The 18,160-nt window shown below is 68.3% G+C and carries 11 protein-coding genes; 6 read left to right on the forward strand and 5 right to left on the reverse strand.

Annotated features, from left to right (window positions below; translation table 11 throughout):
* The first annotated feature begins 56 nt into the window (after positions 1 to 56).
* The 3 genes from ACNFOC_RS33505 to ACNFOC_RS33515 all read left to right on the forward strand — a co-directional run bounded on the left by ACNFOC_RS33505 (position 57) and on the right by ACNFOC_RS33515 (position 3,999).
* Positions 57 to 1,883: an AMP-dependent synthetase/ligase gene (locus tag ACNFOC_RS33505; protein WP_416962796.1), complete on the forward strand. Its 1,827-nt coding sequence runs from the start codon at positions 57 to 59 to the stop codon at positions 1,881 to 1,883.
* Positions 1,884 to 2,263: 380 nt separating this feature from the next.
* Positions 2,264 to 3,100, forward strand: a complete 837-nt coding sequence (locus ACNFOC_RS33510) for an aldo/keto reductase (RefSeq protein ID WP_416962797.1) — start codon at positions 2,264 to 2,266, stop codon at positions 3,098 to 3,100.
* 206 nt (positions 3,101 to 3,306) lie between these two features.
* The gene (locus ACNFOC_RS33515) at positions 3,307 to 3,999 is read left to right on the forward strand and encodes a glycoside hydrolase family 75 protein (protein ID WP_416962798.1); all 693 of its coding nucleotides are present in this window, start codon (positions 3,307 to 3,309) and stop codon (positions 3,997 to 3,999) included.
* Positions 4,000 to 4,091: 92 nt separating this feature from the next.
* On the opposite strand, the gene ACNFOC_RS33520 is transcribed toward ACNFOC_RS33515, so the two are convergent.
* Positions 4,092 to 4,796, reverse strand: coding sequence for an SDR family oxidoreductase (locus tag ACNFOC_RS33520; protein WP_416962799.1), 705 nt, complete (start codon positions 4,794 to 4,796; stop codon positions 4,092 to 4,094).
* Between the two features lie 146 nt (positions 4,797 to 4,942).
* Complete coding sequence (locus ACNFOC_RS33525) at positions 4,943 to 5,866, reverse strand: class I SAM-dependent methyltransferase (RefSeq protein ID WP_416962800.1); 924 nt, start codon at positions 5,864 to 5,866, stop codon at positions 4,943 to 4,945.
* 151 nt (positions 5,867 to 6,017) lie between these two features.
* Between ACNFOC_RS33525 and ACNFOC_RS33530 the strand changes: the two genes are divergently transcribed.
* Positions 6,018 to 6,794, forward strand: a complete 777-nt coding sequence (locus ACNFOC_RS33530) for a phytanoyl-CoA dioxygenase family protein (protein ID WP_416962801.1) — start codon at positions 6,018 to 6,020, stop codon at positions 6,792 to 6,794.
* An 87-nt stretch (positions 6,795 to 6,881) separates the two neighbouring features.
* Here the strand turns inward: ACNFOC_RS33530 and ACNFOC_RS33535 are convergent, their stop codons facing one another.
* Together ACNFOC_RS33535 and ACNFOC_RS33540 are read right to left on the reverse strand one after the other, a co-directional pair.
* The gene (locus tag ACNFOC_RS33535) at positions 6,882 to 8,594 is read right to left on the reverse strand and encodes a glycoside hydrolase family 6 protein (protein ID WP_416962802.1); all 1,713 of its coding nucleotides are present in this window, start codon (positions 8,592 to 8,594) and stop codon (positions 6,882 to 6,884) included.
* A gap of 69 nt (positions 8,595 to 8,663) precedes the next feature.
* Positions 8,664 to 10,145: a cellulase family glycosylhydrolase gene (locus tag ACNFOC_RS33540; RefSeq protein WP_416962803.1), complete on the reverse strand. Its 1,482-nt coding sequence runs from the start codon at positions 10,143 to 10,145 to the stop codon at positions 8,664 to 8,666.
* Positions 10,146 to 10,423: 278 nt separating this feature from the next.
* Between ACNFOC_RS33540 and ACNFOC_RS33545 the strand changes: the two genes are divergently transcribed.
* Together ACNFOC_RS33545 and ACNFOC_RS33550 are read left to right on the forward strand one after the other, a co-directional pair.
* A complete protein-coding gene (locus tag ACNFOC_RS33545) occupies positions 10,424 to 13,342 on the forward strand; it encodes a glycoside hydrolase family 48 protein (protein WP_416962804.1) in 2,919 nt (972 codons plus the stop codon).
* Between the two features lie 250 nt (positions 13,343 to 13,592).
* Positions 13,593 to 16,259, forward strand: coding sequence for a cellulose binding domain-containing protein (locus tag ACNFOC_RS33550; protein ID WP_416962805.1), 2,667 nt, complete (start codon positions 13,593 to 13,595; stop codon positions 16,257 to 16,259).
* Between the two features lie 57 nt (positions 16,260 to 16,316).
* Here ACNFOC_RS33550 and ACNFOC_RS33555 read toward each other — a convergent pair.
* The coding region (locus ACNFOC_RS33555) for a rhamnogalacturonan lyase (protein ID WP_416962806.1) at positions 16,317 to 18,160 on the reverse strand (1,844 nt) is incomplete at its 5' end.

The following is an 18,160-nucleotide window of genomic DNA, read 5'->3' on the forward strand; positions in this document are numbered from 1 at the left end:
GTGGGGTAGCTTTCACGGCGCTGTAGGGGAGTGCCAACAGGAGCGGGGAGCGGGGTTTGCGCGAGTACAACAACCCTCCGTTGGCGTTGGCACCGCCGGTGGGCGGTCTGGCCGACGTCGTCTTCGAGCGTGCCCAGGACGACCCCCTCCATGTCTCCCTCGGCCGCAAGGACGAGCAGGACGAATGGCGGGATGTGACCGCCGCCGAGTTCCGCGACGAGGTCCTCGCCCTCGCCAAGGGACTGCTCGCCCAGGGCATCCGCTTCGGCGACCGGGTCGCGATCATGTCCCGCACCCGGTACGAGTGGACGCTGTTCGACTACGCGCTGTGGACGATCGGCGCCCAGGTGGTGCCGGTCTACCCCACGTCGTCGGCCGAGCAGTGCTTCTGGATGCTGCACGACGCGCAGGTCTCGGCGGCGATGGTCGAGCACGAGGACCACGCGATGACCATCGCCACCGTCATCGACCGCCTCCCCGCGCTGCACCAGCTGTGGCAGCTCGACACGGGCGCCGTGCAGGCGTTGTACGACGCCGGCGCGCACATCGACGACGAGGTGGTGCACCGGCACCGCCAGGCCGTCACCCCGGACTCGACCGCGACGATCATCTACACCTCGGGCACCACGGGCAGACCCAAGGGCTGTGTCATCTCGCATGGCAACTTCGTGTACGAGGCGGACACGGTCATCGACCGCTGGGAGTCCGTCTTCCACTCGAAGAAGGGCGACGAGGTCGCGACCCTGCTGTTCCTGCCGCTGGCGCACGTCTTCGGGCGGATGGTGCAGGTCGCGGCGATCCGCGGCGGGGTCCGCTTCGGCCACCAGCCGCAGCTCAACGCGGCCGCCCTGCTGCCCGACCTGGTCGCGTTCAAGCCGACGTTCATCCTCGCCGTGCCGTACATCTTCGAGAAGGTCTTCAACGCGGCCCGCCGCAAGGCCGAGAAGGACGGCAAGGCCGGCCCGTTCGAGAAGGCCGTCGACATCGCGGTGCGGTACGCGGACGCGGTCGAGGAGAAGGCCTGGGGCATCGGGCCCGGACCGTCGGCGGGGCTGCGCATGCAGCACCAGCTCTTCGACAAACTCGTCTACTCCAAGGTGCGGGCCGCGATGGGCGGCCGTATCCGCAACGCCATGTCCGGCGGGTCGGCCATGGACCGCCGCCTCGGACTGTTCTTCGCGGGCGCGGGCGTCCAGATCTACGAGGGCTACGGCCTCACCGAGTCGACGGCCGCAGCGACCGCCAACCCGCCCGAGCGCACCCGCTACGGCACGGTCGGCCAGGCCATCCCCGGTGTCACCGTGCACATCGCGGACGACGGCGAGATCTGGCTGAACGGCCCCAACATCTTCCAGGGCTACCTCAACAACCAGAAGGCCACCGACGAGACCCTGCACGACGGCTGGCTCGCCACCGGTGACCTGGGCTCCCTCGACGAGGACGGCTATCTCACCATCACCGGGCGCAAGAAGGAGATCCTGGTGACCTCCGGCGGCAAGAGCGTCGCGCCCGGGCTCCTCGAGGAGCGGGTGCGGGACCATCCGCTGGTCTCGCAGTGCATCGTCGTCGGCAACGACCGCCCCTACATCGCCGCGCTGGTCACCCTCGACCACGAGGCCGTCGAGCACTGGCTCACCATGCGCGGCAAGCCGCAGCTGTCCCCGGCCGAGCTGGTGCGGGACGCCGACCTGGAGACCGAGGTGCGGCGCGCGGTGGTCGCCGCCAACACCCTGGTCTCGCAGGCCGAGTCGATCCGCACCTTCCGGATACTGGCCCAGCCGTTCACCGAGGAACACGGGCTGCTGACCCCGTCCCTGAAGCTGAAGCGCAAGGCCATCGAGAACACGTACTCGAACGAGGTCGAGGCGCTGTACCGGTCCTGAACTCCCGCCGCCGGTCCGTTCGCCGTGGGGGCCCGTGGTCGGCGAGGCCTTCACCACACCTTTTCATCCGATGTTTCCTGCATACGATGTTCCGTCTGGAGGATCCCGGGCAACGTCCTGCTCATGCGCGCATACCTGCTCTCCCGAGGGGTGCGGGTCTCGGAGTCCAGACAGGTGCTGGCGTTCACACGAGCGCACCATGTTCACGGTCCGCGGCCAATGGTCCGGACCGAATGACATCGGATGCATTTCTCGCCAATCTTGGGCCACCGGCGACGATTCACCGCTCGGTCCGGACGGATTACGCGGTCAGGAATGCGGCACAGCCCCTGATCGTTGACGATGTGAGTACCACCCGACGACTGAAGGATCGAGAGCTCGTGAGCAGCAAGGTCCCCCCGATCATCCTCAACAACGGTGTCGAGATGCCCCAGCTGGGCTTCGGCGTCTGGCAGGTGCCGGACGACGAGGCGGAGCGGGCGGTGGCCACCGCGCTCGAGGCCGGGTACCGCAGCATCGACACGGCTGCGATCTACGGCAACGAAGAGGGCACCGGCAAGGCCATCGCCGCGTCCGACATCCCGCGCGAGGACCTCTTCGTCACCACCAAGCTCTGGAACAGCGACCAGGGATACGACGCCACACTGCGCGCCTTCGACGTGTCGCTGGCGAAGCTCGGCCTGGAGTACCTGGATCTGTATCTGATCCACTGGCCCACCCCGGCCCGGGACAAGTACCTCGACAGCTACAAGGCGTTCGAGAAGCTGTACGCGGACGGCCGGGTTCGTGCCATCGGCGTCTCCAACTTCGAACCCGACCACCTGGCCCGGCTGATCGAGGGCACCTCGGTGATCCCGGCGGTCGACCAGATCGAACTGCACCCGCAGTTCCAGCAGCGCGCCGGGCGCGAGTACCAGGCGGAGCAGGGCATCGCGACCGAGGCCTGGTCGCCGCTCGGCTCGGGCAAGGGCCTCCTGGAGGTCCCGGCGATCGTCGCCATCGCCCAGAAGCACGGCCGCACCCCGGCCCAGGTCGTCCTGCGCTGGCACATCCAGCTCGGCAACGTGGTGATCCCCAAGTCCGTGACGCCGTCGCGGATCAAGGAGAACATCGAGGTCTTCGACTTCAGCCTGGACACCGAGGACCTCGCGGCGATCAGCGCGCTGAACGAGGACCGGCGGCTGGGTCCCGACCCGTCGACGTTCAACGCGGCCTGAAATCAAGGCACATGGCCTGAACCCCAGGTAGTTCGAGCGCCCCGGAGCCTGTCGGCTCCGGGGCGCATCGTCTTTCCGTGCCGCCATCATTTTTCCGCGCCGCCGGCCCACTTGGTTCGTACCAGGGTCTTGACGCGAGCATGCCGACGGGTCCACCTTGTTGCGCACCCGGTAAGGAAACTTTCCTAACAGAAGGGTCCCCCACAGTGCGCATGCGAACACTGACCCTCGCCGCGGCCTCAGGTGCCGCCCTGCTCGCCGCCGGAGTGCTCCCCGCGAGCGCCTCCGGCGCCACCCCCAAGTCGGCTCAGGAGGGCTCGGTCAGCGCGGCCGACCTGCTCTCCAAGGTGACGTCCTGCTCGCAGATATCGAACGGCAAGTACCGCACCGACGACGAGACCTCGGCCACCATCCCGGTCTGCGGCAAGAACGGCGCCGTGTTCTGGAAGGCCGACATGGACATCGACTGCGACGGCCAGCGCACCGCCAACTGCAACGAGAACGCCGACCCCTGGTACCAGGACGACACGGCGTTCCACCAGTCCAACGGCCAGCCCCTGAAGGCGGATTCACTGCCGTACATCGTGGTGCCCAGCTCCAGCAGCATCTGGAACTACTCCGGCGCCGGCATCAAGGGCGGCGGCGTGGTCGCCGTGATCTACAACAACAAGGTCGAGTACGCGGTCGTCGGCGACACCGGCCCCACCAACATCATCGGCGAGGCCTCGTACGCCACGGCCAGCGCCCTCGGCATCGACCCCGACCCGGCGACCGGCGGGGCCGAGTCCGGCGTGACGTACATCCTGTTCAAGAACTCGACGGTCTCCCCCATCGAGAGCCACAGCGCGGCGGTCTCGCTGGGCGACCAGCTGGCGAAGCAGTTCCTGGCGAACAACTGAGCCCGGGAGGACATGACTTGGCCCGTTGTCGCGACTGTTCTCGACGGTTCGCGACAACGGGCCTTTCCCGTGGACGAGTTGGGTCCGCTACGTCAGTTGGGCTGCCCGATCGGCCGTACGACGACGGTGTTGATGTCGACGCCGGCGGGCTGGCGGATCGACCAGAGGATCGTGTCGGCGATCTGGTCGGCGGTGAGGAGATGGCCGGGCGGCAGGCTGCCGTTGCCGTCCCAGAACGGGGTCTCCACGCGGCCGGGGGCGACCAGCGTCACCCCGATGCCGAACTCGGTGACCTCGCGCCGGGTGTTCTCGGCGAGACCGGTCATCGCCCACTTGGTCGCGCCGTAGATGTTGCCGGGGGTGTGCACGAACCCGGCGACGCTGCCGATCAGCACGATCCGGCCGTGCGTCTGCTTCAGCGCGTCGACGGACGCCCGGATCAGCAGGGCGGGGCCGAGGACGTTGGTGAGCACCATCTCGGTCCACCCGGCCGGGTCGCCCTCGGCGACCGAGTCGTGCGTGGCGATCCCGGCGTTGGCGACGACCGCGTCGAGCCGACCGAACTGTTTGAGGGTCGTCTCGACGGCGGCCTGCACCTCGTCGTACTCGGCGGCACTGCCGGGGATCGTCAACAGGCCCTCGGGGTGGCCCAGTTGAGCGGCAAAGGCGTGCAGCCGCTGCTCGCTGCGGCCGGTGACGGCCACCCGGCCCCCGGCGCTGAGGAGTTGCCGGGCGACGGCGGCCCCGATGCCACTGCCGCCGCCGGTTATGAGCGCGACGTGAGAGTTGTCGTTCATGGTGATGGTCCCCCCGTGGGTCGGTGAACTCCGCGCAGTCGGAGGGGCAGTTCATCACCTTGAGCAGGCTCGAAGTCAAGCCGCCGAGATCACGGACCCCCGCGACCCGTCGAGATCACTTCGACACGTCGAGTTCACGGGCCGTCTCAGCCGGCCCGCACCGCCGTGTGCACGGTGTGCGCGGCGAGCACGAACACATCGGCACGCCGGTGCACACTCGCCGGGTCCTCGGGGTCGACGAGCCGGTCGAGGGTCGCCATGTCGTCGGCGTCGAGGGCCTCGCCGTAGGTGTCACGGACGCGGGTCAGCCAGGCCGCGGCGTAGGCGCGGACGCGGTCCGGGGCCGGGGCGGGCAGGTCGAGGAGGAAGCTGCGGCTGCCGGTGTGCTTCAGGCCGACCGAGGTCAGCAGGGCGGGCCAGTCCTCGGTCTCGGTGACCGCGCCGGGGAGGTCGGCGCGCATCTGCGCGAACCACTCGGCCTCGATCGCGTCGATCCGCGACTCCAGGCCCGGACGGCCGATGCCGAAGTCGCGGGGCAGGAACCGGGAGGGCAGGCCGCCCTCCATGATGGCGAGGGTGCCGCCGGGCGCGAGCCGCTCCGCGAACGCGGCGAGACCGGCGCGCTGGTCACCGAGGTGGTGCAGGCTGCGGCTGGCCCACAGCAGGTCGGCCGGATACTCCAACTGCCCCAGAACCTCGGGCAGTTCACCGGCCAGCGTGCTGAAACGATCACCGAAGCCCAGCCGGTCGGCGCGGGCGCGGGCGCGCTCCAGGAGCGGTTCGGAACCGTCCACCGCGACGACCCGGGCACCCGGGAACGTCTCCGCGAACAGACACGCGACCACACCGGGCCCGCTGCCCACGTCGACGATCAGCCCCGGATCGGTGCGCTCCTTCGCGAGCCACGCCATGGCCCGCTCGTACAGCGGCGCGAACAGCTCCGCCTGGGTCTCCAGCAGGGGGCCCATGACGGCCCAGTCGATGTCGGTGTGGTCGTGGTGGTGACTCAGGCCCGGCTTGTGGTCGTGGTCCTGGCCCTGCTTGTGGTCGTGATCGTGCTCGTGCGCCATGGTGGTCAGCCTCTCGTCCGCGTGCCGCCAGCCTGCGCCGACGCACCGTTCGACGGCCACTCCCGTTGCCGAAGCGGCAAAAAAGGAGCAGCGAAAGGGAGCAGCGAAAAATCGGATGCGCCGGAGGCAGCCGGTCACCGAGCATGCCCGTATGGACGACGTGATGGTGGAACGCTTCCTCGAAGACGGGTTCGTGAAGATCGAGGGGGCCTTCCCACCGCGGGTCGCCGAGCACTGCGCTCGGCTGCTGTGGCGGGAGACGGGCTACGACGCGGAGGACCCCGGCACCTGGAAGGACCCCGTGGTGTGGGTGAGCGACATGGCCCAGGGACCCTTCGCCGCCTCGGTCAACTCCCCTGTCCTGCATGAGGCGTTCGACCTGCTGGTGGGCGTCGGCCGGTGGCAGTCACGGTACTCGGTGGGCAGTTTCCCGCTGCGCTTCCCGCACGCGACGGAACCGGACGACGCCGGCTGGCACATCGAGGGCAGCTACGCGGCGGAGGGCGCGGAGAACGAGTGGCCGTACGCGAACCTCGCCTCGCGCGGCCGGGCCCTGCTGATGCTGATGCTCTACTCCGAGGTCACCGAGGAGAACGCGCCGACGCGCATCCGGGTCGGCTCCCACCTCGACGTCCCACGCGTCCTCGAACCGTACGGCGAGAAGGGCGCCTCCTCGCTCACCCTCGGCCCGAAGGTGGCCGAGGCATCCGCCGGGCGCCCCCTCACGTACGCCACCGGTCAGCCCGGTGACGTCTACCTCTGCCACCCCTTCCTGGTCCACGCGGCCCAGCCCCACCACGGCGCCCGCCCCCGTTTCATGGGCCAGCCGCCGCTGTTGCCGGCGGCGCCGTACGAGTTGGACCGGTCCGACGGCAACTACTCGGCGGTGGAGTTCGCTATCCGCCGGGCCCTGTCCAACGAGGGCTGACCCCCACGCCCCGTTTAAGGGGCGCGGGGAACTGCGCGACCAGCCACACACGGCCCGCAGCTAAAAACTCGACGCAACCAACGGCACCTACAGCGGGGGGTACGCGTTGGCCATCAGCTGCTGGAACTGCGCCGAGAACCAGTGCCCGGACAACGGAGCATTCGCCAGCGCACCGGACATGTTGTTCCCGTTGCGCGCATTACCCGTGTACGTCGGATCGCACATCCGGTCAAACCCCTTGCCCTCGTCATTGGCGATGGCCGTGCTGGACCCGTCCGACTCCCCCGGCGGCTTCATCCACACATACGCGTCGATCCCGGTGGCGGGGGCGGCCTGCGGCCGCTCACCGAGGCCCGCACCGGACTGGTTGCACCAGTTCCCGACCTGGATCCGCCGGTCGTAGCGCCCGCCGTCAACGTACGTGTCCACACTGGTAGTTGCTCCCGGACCGGTAGGCCGAGCAGAACCACCCCACCCGTTCCTCGACGTGTCGATCAGCATGCCGATACCGGAGTTGAAGCCCACCGACACCAACTGGTTGCGGAATGCCTGGGCGTACGACTGCTCGTCCACGTAGCGGTTCCAGTCGACCCACTTGGACTGGCGCACGGAGACACCGTTCACGCTGTCGTTGACGGTGAAGTTGTTCTCCTTCAGGGCGCTGTAGTTGGCCGTGTTGGTGATGAAGCCGGCCACGTCGTTCACGGTCGCGCCCTCGGCGTTCGCGGCCTGGTAGAAGAGGTTCGCGGAAGGGGCGAAGTTGTCGTCCCAGCCGAGCCAGCCGTGGTGTCCGGCGTCGATGTAGTTGTAGACGTTGGGGATCGCGCCGAGCTTGTTGAGCGCGTATCCGACGCCCTTCACGTAGTTGCCGTTGGCGAGCATCGTGTCGCACTGCGGGGTGGCGGTGGCCTTACTGCCGGTGTTGGTCACGAGGTTGGGCAGCGAGTCGATCTCGATCGTGGTGACGATCCGCAGCGAGGCGTACTTGCTGTCGGCGAGGATCGCGGCGATCGGGTCGATGAACTCGCTCTCGTAGCGGCCGATCTCGGTCGGGCCGAGCTCGCCGTTCGAGGCCAGGGCCGCGCAGTCACGCCCGGGCAGGTCGTAGACGACGAGTTGGACGACCTCTTCGCCGGTGCCCTTCTGGGCGAGCGCCGCGTCGAGGTGGGCACGCAGGCCCATCCCGCCGCTGACACCGTTGATCGCGGCGATGCGGTCGAGCCAGACGCCGGTGGGCTGGCTGGAGATCCGGCTGCCGCCGGTCTCGGCGGCAGCCTTCGCGGACCACTCCGGGTTCACGTACACCTTGGCGCCCGCGTACGGGTTGTCGACCCGCCCGCTGGGATCGGTGCCGCCACCCCCTCCCCCACCACTGCCGTCGTCGACGTTGCAGGTCACGCCGTCGAGGGTGAAGGTGGTCGGCAGCGCGTTGGTGCCGCTGTAGGAGGCGTTGAAGCCGAAGCTGACCGAACTCCCGGTCGCCAGACTCCCGTTGTAGGTCTCGTTGGCCGCCGTGACGGCGGTCCCGCTCTGGCTGATCTTCGCGTTCCAGCCGCTGGTGATCTTCTGGTTACCGGCGTACGACCACTTCGCGGCCCAACTGGACTTCGCGGCCCCGTTGTTGGTGATCGTGACGGCGGCGGTGAAGCCGGTGTCCCACTGGTTCTGCACCTTGTAGTCGACGCTGCACGGGATCGCGGCGATGCCGACGTCCGCCGAGGGGATGGCGGCGACCGCCGTCCCCGAGGCCCCGGCGACGAGCACCAAGGCAGCGAGCAACGCTGTTCTGGTACGGCTCATGAGTGCGGGTTTCCTTGTCTGTGAAGGAAGTTGGTTGCGGGTGCTGCGGTGTGCGCTGTTCGGGGGCGCCTATCCGTTGAGGGCGCGCAGATGGTCACGCAGCCCGATGCCGTACGCCGTGGGCGTGCCGTCGTAGGCGGAGATCAGGGACGGACCCGCGGAACAGTCCCAGGTGTTCCAGGTCCAGCCGAGATACGAGAGCCCGCGGTCGTCGAACCACTTCATGACCTGGTCGACGAAGGCGTGCGAGCAGGTGTTCTCGCCGATCTCCCCTGCCACCAGCGGTACTTGGGCCGCGACGGGGGCGAGCGTTGAGTTCCAGCAGCTCTCGCTCGCGCAGGTGTTGAAGTTGTACACGTGGTACGCGGCGACGAGATTGCCGGTGGGATCGGTGGGCTTGTAGGTCAGCCACTGGCTCAGGTCGTTCGAGTACGCGAGCCCGCCGGCCATGATGATGTTCGTGGCGCCGGTGGACCGTACGGCGTCGACGAGATCCTGCATACCGGCGACTTCGTACCCGATGCCGGGGCAGGTGCCGCCGTCCCGCCAGCACTCCCATGCCTGGGTGGTCGTGGAGGTCGCGCGGTCCGGGTAGGGCTCGTTGAACAGGTCGAACGCGACGGCCTGGTCGCCCTTGAAGGTGCTGGCGACCGAGGACCAGAACGATGGTGTGTACTGCGCGTCCGGCATCGGCTTCTGGCAGGTGGCGTGCACGTCGGAGCAGCCCGCCGAGTTGCCGGTGTACTGGCCGTAGGTCCAGTGCAGTTCGACGATCGGCGTCATGCCGTGCGCCTCGACCTTCGCCACCAGGTCCTTGACGGCGGCGATGTAGTTGGCGCCCGCGTACTCGGGCTTGATGTTGGAAAGGCCCAGCCAGCACTCCTCGTTGAGGGGAATGCGGACCGTGTTGGCCTTCCAGTCGGCGATCGCCGCGACGGCCGCGTCGTCCGCCGGGCCGTCCCAGATGCCGTAGCCCTGTACGCACATGAACTCGCCGCCGGACCGATTGACGCCGAGCAGACGGCGGTTGGTGCCGTCGGCGTCCACGAGCTTGTTCCCGGAGACGTGCAGTGCGGGTGCGGTGCCGCTCGGCGGTGGTGAGGTCGGAGGCGGCGAGGTCGGTGGTGTCGGCTCCGCATCGACGTTGCAGGTCGTCCCGTTGAGCTTGAACGCGGACGGTACGGCGTTGCTCCCCGACCAGTTGGCGAGGAACCCGGCGCTGACGCTCGCGCCGGTGCCGAGCGAGCCGTTCCAGCTCTCGTTGGTCGCGGTGACCGTCGTGGCGGACTGGGACCACTTGGCGTTCCAGCCCTGGGTGACCTTCTGGCCGCCGGCGAAGTCGAAGCTCAGGCTCCAACTGCTCACCGGTGCCATGTTGTTGGTGATCTGCACTGCGCCCTGGAAGCCGGTGTCCCACTGGCTGGTGACCGAGTACTCCACCGTGCACGCGGGAGTGGCGCCGGACGCCGTGACCACCGGTACGACCATGGCCCCGACAAGGGCGGTCGCACCGGCCACGGCTAAAAGTACTGAACGCGGGGGGTGTCGCATGAGCGAGTCCTTGCAGCTCGGACACGTCGTTCGGACGCGTCGACTGACGGATTCGCTCCCACTGGTGTCCAGGAAGGTAGCGCCAAGTGACGGTAAAGGACAGGGGAGTCACAGACTTTCGCTGACTTTCCCTCAGTCCATGTCCGTCGAATCTTTTCGACTCCGTAAGCACCTTGACGGCTCCCACCCCCGTCCTCACGATGGGAGCGCTCCCACTGGTTCAAGGCTTGTTGCTGCTCCGCCCCCACCTTCTCCGAGCCGCAAGGAGGAACCAGCACATGCACCCCAGAAGGAGACGCCGCGTGACGCGGAGACTCTGGACCGCTGTCGTGGCGGCCCTCGCTCTTCCGGTCTCGATGCTGGCGACCGGTACAACTCCCGCCCAGGCGGCGACAGTTCAGTGCAGCGTGGACTACAAGACCAATGACTGGGGCTCCGGCTTCACCGCGGATCTGACCCTCACCAACCGGGGTACGGACGCGATCAACGGCTGGACCCTGACGTACGCCTACGCGGGCAACCAGAAGCTCAGCAACGGCTGGAACGGCACCTGGTCCCAGTCCGGCAGCGCGGTCTCGGTGACGAACGCGTCGTACAACGGGACGATCGCCGCGGGCGCGGCCGTCTCGACCGGCGCGCAGTTCACCTACAGCGGCACCAACACCGCGCCCGCCTCGTTCGCGGTCAACGGCACCACCTGCGCCGGCGCGCACCAGCCGCCGATCACCGTGCTGACCAGCCCGAGCGCGGGCGCGATCTACACGCAGGGGGCCGCGGTCCCGCTCGCGGCGACCGCGGCGGCGGCCGACAACGCGACGATCAGCAAGGTCGAGTTCTACGACGACACCACGCTGCTCGGCACGGACACGAGCTCGCCGTACTCTCTTTCGGCCTCTGGGTTGACCGTGGGCAGTCACTCGCTGGTGGCGAAGGCCTACGACAGCCTGGGCGCGTCCGGGGAGTCCACACCGGTCGGCATCACGGTCGCGTCGGGACCCGCGGTGGTGGCCTCGCCGACCCAACTGGGCGTCCAGCAGGGGAAGTCGGGCACGTACGCGGTGTCGCTGTCCTCGCAGCCGTCGTCGAACGTGACCGTCTCGACGGCTCGCGCGAGCGGCAACACGGGGCTGTCGGTCACCGGCGGCGGGACGCTCACCTTCACGCCGTCGAACTGGAGCACCGCGCAGACAGTGACCCTCACGGCGGACGCGTCGGGCACCGGTTCGGCGTCCTTCGAGTCGACGGCGACGGGCTTCACCAAGGCGACGGTCACGGTGACGGAGCTGGCGGCGGCGAACACGTACGACGCCCGTTTCCTGGACCTCTACGGCAAGATCACCAACCCGGCGAACGGCTACTTCTCGCCTCAGGGCGTCCCCTACCACTCGGTGGAGACCCTGATCGTCGAGGCGCCGGACCAGGGGCACGAGACCACGTCGGAGGCGTACAGCTATCTGCTGTGGCTACAGGCGATGTACGGCAAGGTGACGGGCGACTGGTCCAAGTTCAACGGTGCCTGGGCCCTCATGGAGAAGTACATGATCCCGACCCACGCCGACCAGCCGACGAACTCCTTCTACAACGCCTCGAAGCCGGCGACCTACGCGCCGGAGCTGGACACCCCGAACGAGTATCCGGCGAAGCTCGACCCCTCGGTGCCGGTGGGATCGGATCCGATCGCCGGTGAACTGAAGACCGCATACGGTACGGACGATGTCTACGGTATGCACTGGCTGGAGGACGTCGACAACACCTACGGCTACGGCGACACGCCGGGCGGCGGGTGCGAGGCGGGGCCGACGGCGAGCGGGCCGTCGTACATCAACACCTTCCAGCGCGGAGCGCAGGAGTCGGTGTGGGAGACGGTGCCGCAGCCGACCTGCGACGCCTTCAAGTACGGCGGTACGAACGGGTACTTGGACCTCTTCACCGGTGACTCGTCGTACGCCAAGCAGTGGAAGTACACGGACGCTCCCGACGCCGACGCGCGGGCCGTGCAGGCCGCGTACTGGGCAGACGTGTGGGCCAAGGAGCAGGGCAAGGGCACCGACGTCTCCACGACCGTCGGCAAGGCGGCCAAGATGGGCGACTATCTGCGCTACGCCATGTACGACAAGTACTTCAAGAAAATCGGCACTTGCGTCGGACCGTCCACGTGCCCTGCCGGGACCGGCAAGGACGCCTCGGACTATCTGCTGTCCTGGTACTACGCGTGGGGCGGCGCCAATGACACCAGCGCGGGCTGGGCCTGGCGCATCGGGTCCAGCCATGTGCACGGGGGCTACCAAAACCCGTTGGCCGCCTACGCGTTGAGTTCGTACGCCGATCTGAAGCCCAAGTCCACTACGGGCGCGGCCGATTGGGGTACCTCGCTGTCGCGACAGCTGGAGTTCTACCGCTGGCTCCAGTCGAGCGAGGGTGCCATCGCCGGTGGGGCGACGAACAGTTGGCAGGGGCGGTACGCGAGTCCGCCGGCCGGGACGTCGACGTTCTACGGCATGTACTACGACCAGCAGCCCGTCTACCACGATCCGCCGTCCAACCAGTGGTTCGGCTTCCAGGCGTGGTCGATGGAGCGGGTCGCCGAGTACTACCAGCAGACGGGGAACGCGAGCGCGAAGGCGGTTCTCGACAAGTGGGTGGCGTGGGCGTTGTCCAAGACCACGATCAATCCGGACGGGACGTATCTGATTCCCTCGACGTTGCAGTGGTCGGGGCAGCCGGATACGTGGAACGCGTCAAGTCCCGGTGCTAACACGGGACTTCATGTCACCGTGGCCGACTACACCAATGACGTCGGTGTCGCGGCCGCGTATGCCAAGACGCTGACGTACTACGCCGCGAAGTCCGGTAACTCGGCGGCGAAGACGACGGCCAAGGCGCTGCTGGACGGCATGTGGGGCAACTACCAGGACAGCCTGGGTGTCGCCGTTCCGGAGACTCGCGCGGACTACAACCGGTTCGACGACAGTGTGTATGTGCCGAGTGGGTGGAGCGGGACGATGCCGAACGGGGACGTGGTCAACTCCGCTTCCACGTTCGCCTCGTTGCGGTCCTTCTATAAGAACGATCCGGCGTGGTCGAAGATCCAGAGCTATCTGGCGGGTGGGGCCGCGCCTGTCTTCACGTATCACCGGTTCTGGGCTCAGGCGGATGTCGCCTTGGCCATGGGGTCGTACGCGGAGCTTCTTGAATAGCCCCGCGAGGCGCTCCGCGGGTTGGGCGGTTGTTTGGCTGCCGGTCCGTTGTGGCTGGTCGCGCAGTTCCCCGCGCCCCTAAAGACAAAAGCAGGGGCGTTGGACAGCGCCGTTTCTCAGAGAGTGCCCGAAGTTCCGCGTGCGTGGTCTCGTCACCTGACGACGAGGCCTACCGGCCGGGCGGCCCCCACCCGCACTGGGGGTCGCCCGGCGCTCGTGTCTTGAACCCCTCTTCATGAGAGGACCCCCCGTGCGAAGAACCCGAATCCTCACGGCCGTCCTGGCTCTCGCCGCCGGTCTCTTGGCGGGCAGTCCATCCGCCCTTGCCGCGAACGCGAACGTGCCGAAAGTCGCGCTCGCGGCCGACACCTACACATGGCACAACGCCCGGATCGACGGCGGCGGGTTCGTGCCCGGTGTCGTCTTCAACCGGAAGGAGAAGAACCTCGCCTACGCACGTACCGACATCGGCGGGGCCTATCGCTGGCAGGAGGCGACGAAGACCTGGACGCCGTTGCTGGACTCGGTCGGGTGGGACGAGTGGGGGCACACCGGGGTGGTGAGTCTCGCTTCCGACTCGGTCGATCCGGACAAGGTGTACGCGGCTGTCGGTACGTACACGAACAGTTGGGACCCGACGAACGGTGCCGTGCTCAGGTCGGCCGACCGGGGCGGGAGTTGGCAGAAGACCGATCTGCCGTTCAAGCTCGGCGGGAACATGCCGGGGCGCGGTATGGGTGAGCGGCTGGCCGTCGATCCCAACAAGGACAGCGTGCTGTATCTCGGTGCGCCGAGTGGGAAGGGGTTGTGGCGGTCCACGGACTCCGGGGTCACCTGGTCGCAGGTGACGAACTTCCCCAACGTCGGCAACTACGTGCAGGATCCGACCGACACGAGCGGCTACGCCAACGACAACCAGGGCATCGTGTGGGTCACCTTCGACGAGTCGACGGGTACCGCCGGCAACGCGACCAGAACGATCTACGTCGGTGTCGCCGACCAGGCCAACGCCGTGTACCGGTCGACGGACGCGGGTGCGACCTGGAGCCGGGTGGCCGGACAGCCCACCGGGTATCTGGCCCACAAGGGTGTACTGGATGCGGTCAACGGTTATCTGTACATCGCATACAGCGACAAGGGCGGGCCGTACGACGGCGGCAAGGGGCGGTTGTGGCGGTACGCGACCGCGACCGGAACGTGGACGGACATCAGCCCGGTCGCGGAGGCCGACACCTACTACGGCTTCAGCGGGCTGACCGTCGACCGGCAGCATCCCGGGACCGTGATGGCGACGGCGTACAGCTCCTGGTGGCCGGACACGCAGATCTTCCGCTCCACGGACAGCGGCGGCACCTGGACGAAGTCGTGGGACTACACGTCGTATCCCAACCGTGCGAACCGCTACACCATGGATGTGTCGTCCTCGCCCTGGCTCACCTTCGGCGCGAACCCGTCGCCGCCCGAACAGGCCCCGAAACTCGGCTGGATGACCGAGTCGCTGGAGATCGACCCGTTCAACTCCAACCGGATGATGTACGGGACGGGCGCGACGCTCTACGGCACGGAGAACCTGACGAACTGGGACAGCGGCGGCCAGTTCACCGTGAAGCCGATGGTGCAGGGGCTGGAGGAGACGGCCGTGAACGACCTCGCCGCTCCCCCGTCCGGCGGGGCCCAACTCCTCAGCGCGCTGGGCGACATCGGCGGGTTCCGGCACACGGATCTGGCCAAGGTCCCGTCGATGATGTTCACTTCGCCGAACTTCACGACGACCACGAGCCTCGACTTCGCGGAGACCAACCCCAACACGGTGGTGCGCGTGGGCAATGTGGATTCGGGGGCGCACATCGCGTTCTCGACGGACAACGGCGCCAACTGGTTCGCGGGGACCGACCCTTCGGGCGTGAGCGGTGGCGGGACCGTGGCCGCGGCGGCCGACGGAAGTCGGTTCGTGTGGAGTCCGGCGGGTGCGGGTGTGCAATACACGACGGGTTTCGGCTCGTCCTGGTCGGCGTCCGGCGGTATCCCGGCGGGCGCGATCGTCGAGGCGGACCGGGTGGACGCGAAGACCTTCTACGGCTTCAAGTCGGGTCGTTTCTACGTCAGTTCGGACGGCGGGGCGACCTTCACCACGTCGACCGCGGCGGGCCTCCCCTCCGGTGACAGCGTGCGCTTCAAGGCTTTGTCCGGCACGAAGGGGGACGTCTGGCTGGCAGGCGGGGCGAGCGACGGGGCGTACGGGCTGTGGCACTCCACGGACGGCGGCGCCACCTTCGCCAAGCTCGCGAACGTCGACCAGGCCGACACCATCGGCTTCGGCAAGGCCGCGACCGGTGCCTCGTACCAGACCCTCTACACGAGCGCGAAGATCGGCGGTGTACGCGGCATCTTCCGCTCGACCGACAAGGGCGCGACCTGGACGCGGATCAACGACGGTGCACACCAGTGGGGTTGGACGGGTGCGGCGATCACCGGTGACCCGAGGGTGTACGGCCGGGTGTACGTGTCGACGAACGGTCGCGGGGTCGTCTACGGCGACTCCTCCGACGCGGGCGACGGCGGGAGCGGGGGCGGCGGTACCGATCCGACGCCGACGGGCGCCTGCGCGGTGACGTACAAGATCACGAATCAGTGGGCGGGCGGCTTCCAGGCGGACGTGCAGCTGACCAACACCGGCTCAACCGCCTGGAACGGCTGGGCACTTGGCTGGTCCTTCGCCGACGGGCAGCAGATCGGGCAGCTGTGGAACGCCGACTGGACCCAGTCGGGCGCGGCGGTGACGGCGAAGAACGTGAGCTGGAACGGGACGGTCGCGGCGGGGTCTTCGGTGGGCTTCGGGTTCACGGGGAGCTGGTCAGGGGCGAACACGAAACCGGGCGCGTTCAAGGTGGGCGATCAGAGCTGCGCGGTCGTCTGAGCGGAGAGGGCGGCTGCGCGCTTCCGGCGCGCAGCCGCCTGTCTCATGCCGTGTATCTCATGGCGTAAATACAGTCGGCCGAGGCGCCGTCGTCATCCCGTCGCCGATGTAGAAGCTCGGGTGCGGCGGCTGGTTGTAGGCGGTGTTCTGCCAGGCCAGGGCCGTGCGGTACTGGGTGTCGTGGAGCAAGGTCGTGATCCTGGTCGTCGTCTCGTACGGGGTCGAGTAGATCCGTAGCGCCGTGTTGTCCGTGGTGGGCCAGACGGCTTCCTCGCGCCAGTCGCCGAGGATGTCTCCGGACAGGGACGGGGTCGCCTTGGTGCTGTTGTTGGAGTGGACGCCGGCGGCGGTCAGCAGGCGGGTGTCGGCGGTCGTGCCGTACTTGTCGATGTGGGTGGCGTCGAGGAGTTCGCGCACCGGGTCGCCGTCCCACCAGGAAAGGAAGTTGGTGCTGGAGGGCTTGCGGCTCGCCACCACCGTGCCCTTCGGGCCGCGGACGCCGCTCTCCGACGCCGACCAGGACTCGGCGCCCGCACTGCCCGCCCAGATGTCCCCGGAGACACCGCGGCCGTTGTCGCCGTTGGCCGGCGTGGACCAGATGACCGCGCCGGTCTTCGCGTCCGCCATCCACGAGGACGGTTTCGACGCGTCCTCGTCGACCTTGAACTCCTCCAGGCCCGGGCGGGAGGGGTCCAAGTCGCCTACGTGCAGGGCGTCTCCGTGGCCGTTCTTCGTGGTCCACAGGCCGGAGCCGTTGTCGTCGACGGCCATCGAGCCGTACACGATCTCGTCCTTGCCGTCCCCGTCGACGTCGGCGATCGCCAACTGGTGGTTGCCCTGGGCGTCGTAGCCCTTGCCGGTGTTGGTCGAGGAATTGGTGTCGAAGGTCCAGCTGCGGGTGAAGGCGCCGCCGCGCCAGTCCCAGGCGGCGATCACCGTGCGCGTGTAGTAGCCGCGCGCCATGATCAGGGAGGGGCGGCTGCCGTCCAAGTAGGCGGTACCGGCGAGGAATCGGTCGACGCGGTTGCCGTAGGAGTCGCCCCAGGAGGAGACCGTGCCGCGTGCCGGGACGTAGTCGACGGTGCCCATCGCCTTGCCGGTCTGTCCGTCGAACATGGTCAGGTACTCGGGTCCGGACAGCACGTAGCCGCTCGAATTGCGGTAGTCCGCCGCCGAGTTGCCGATGACCGTGCCCGCGCCGTCGACCGTGCCGTCGGCCGTCTTCATGGCGATCTCGGCCTTGCCGTCGCCGTCGTAGTCGTACACCTGGAACTGTGTGTAGTGCGCGCCGGAGCGGATGTTGCGGCCCAGGTCGACGCGCCACAGGCGGGTGCCGTCGAGGGTGATCCCGTCGAGGATCGTGTTGCCGGTGTAGCCGGACTGGGAGTTGTCCTTGGCGTTCGTGGGCTGCCACTTGAGGACGAAGTCGAGGCGGCCGTCGCCGTCGAGGTCGCCCACGGAGGCGTCGTTGGCCTCGTAGGTGTACGCGACTCCGTCGGGGGTGGTGCCGCCGGCGGGTGGGGTGATCGGGACGTCCTTGTAGCCGGTGCGGAACTGGATCGCGTGGACCGAGTCGGCCTGTTCCACACCGCCGACGATCGCGCGGACGGTGTAGTCGGCCTGGGCGGGGGCGCCGGCGTGGAAGTAGTTCGTGGAGCCGGTGATCGGGGCCGAGTTGACCTTCGTACCGGCGCGGTAGACGTTGAAGGAGATGGCGTCGGGGTCGGTGCCGAGCCAGCGCCAGCTGACCAGGTTGCCGGTGTCCGTGTGGACGCTGACGACACCCCGGTCGAGGGCCTCGACCTGGCGGGCGGTGGCGGCCTCGGCGGTCCCGCCGGTGGTGAGTCCGGCGAGGATCAGGGCCGCGGCGGCGGTCAGTGCGGAGAGTACGGCCCTTCGTC

It is taken from the genome of Streptomyces colwelliae (assembly GCF_048158785.1).
Classification (GTDB): domain Bacteria; phylum Actinomycetota; class Actinomycetes; order Streptomycetales; family Streptomycetaceae; genus Streptomyces.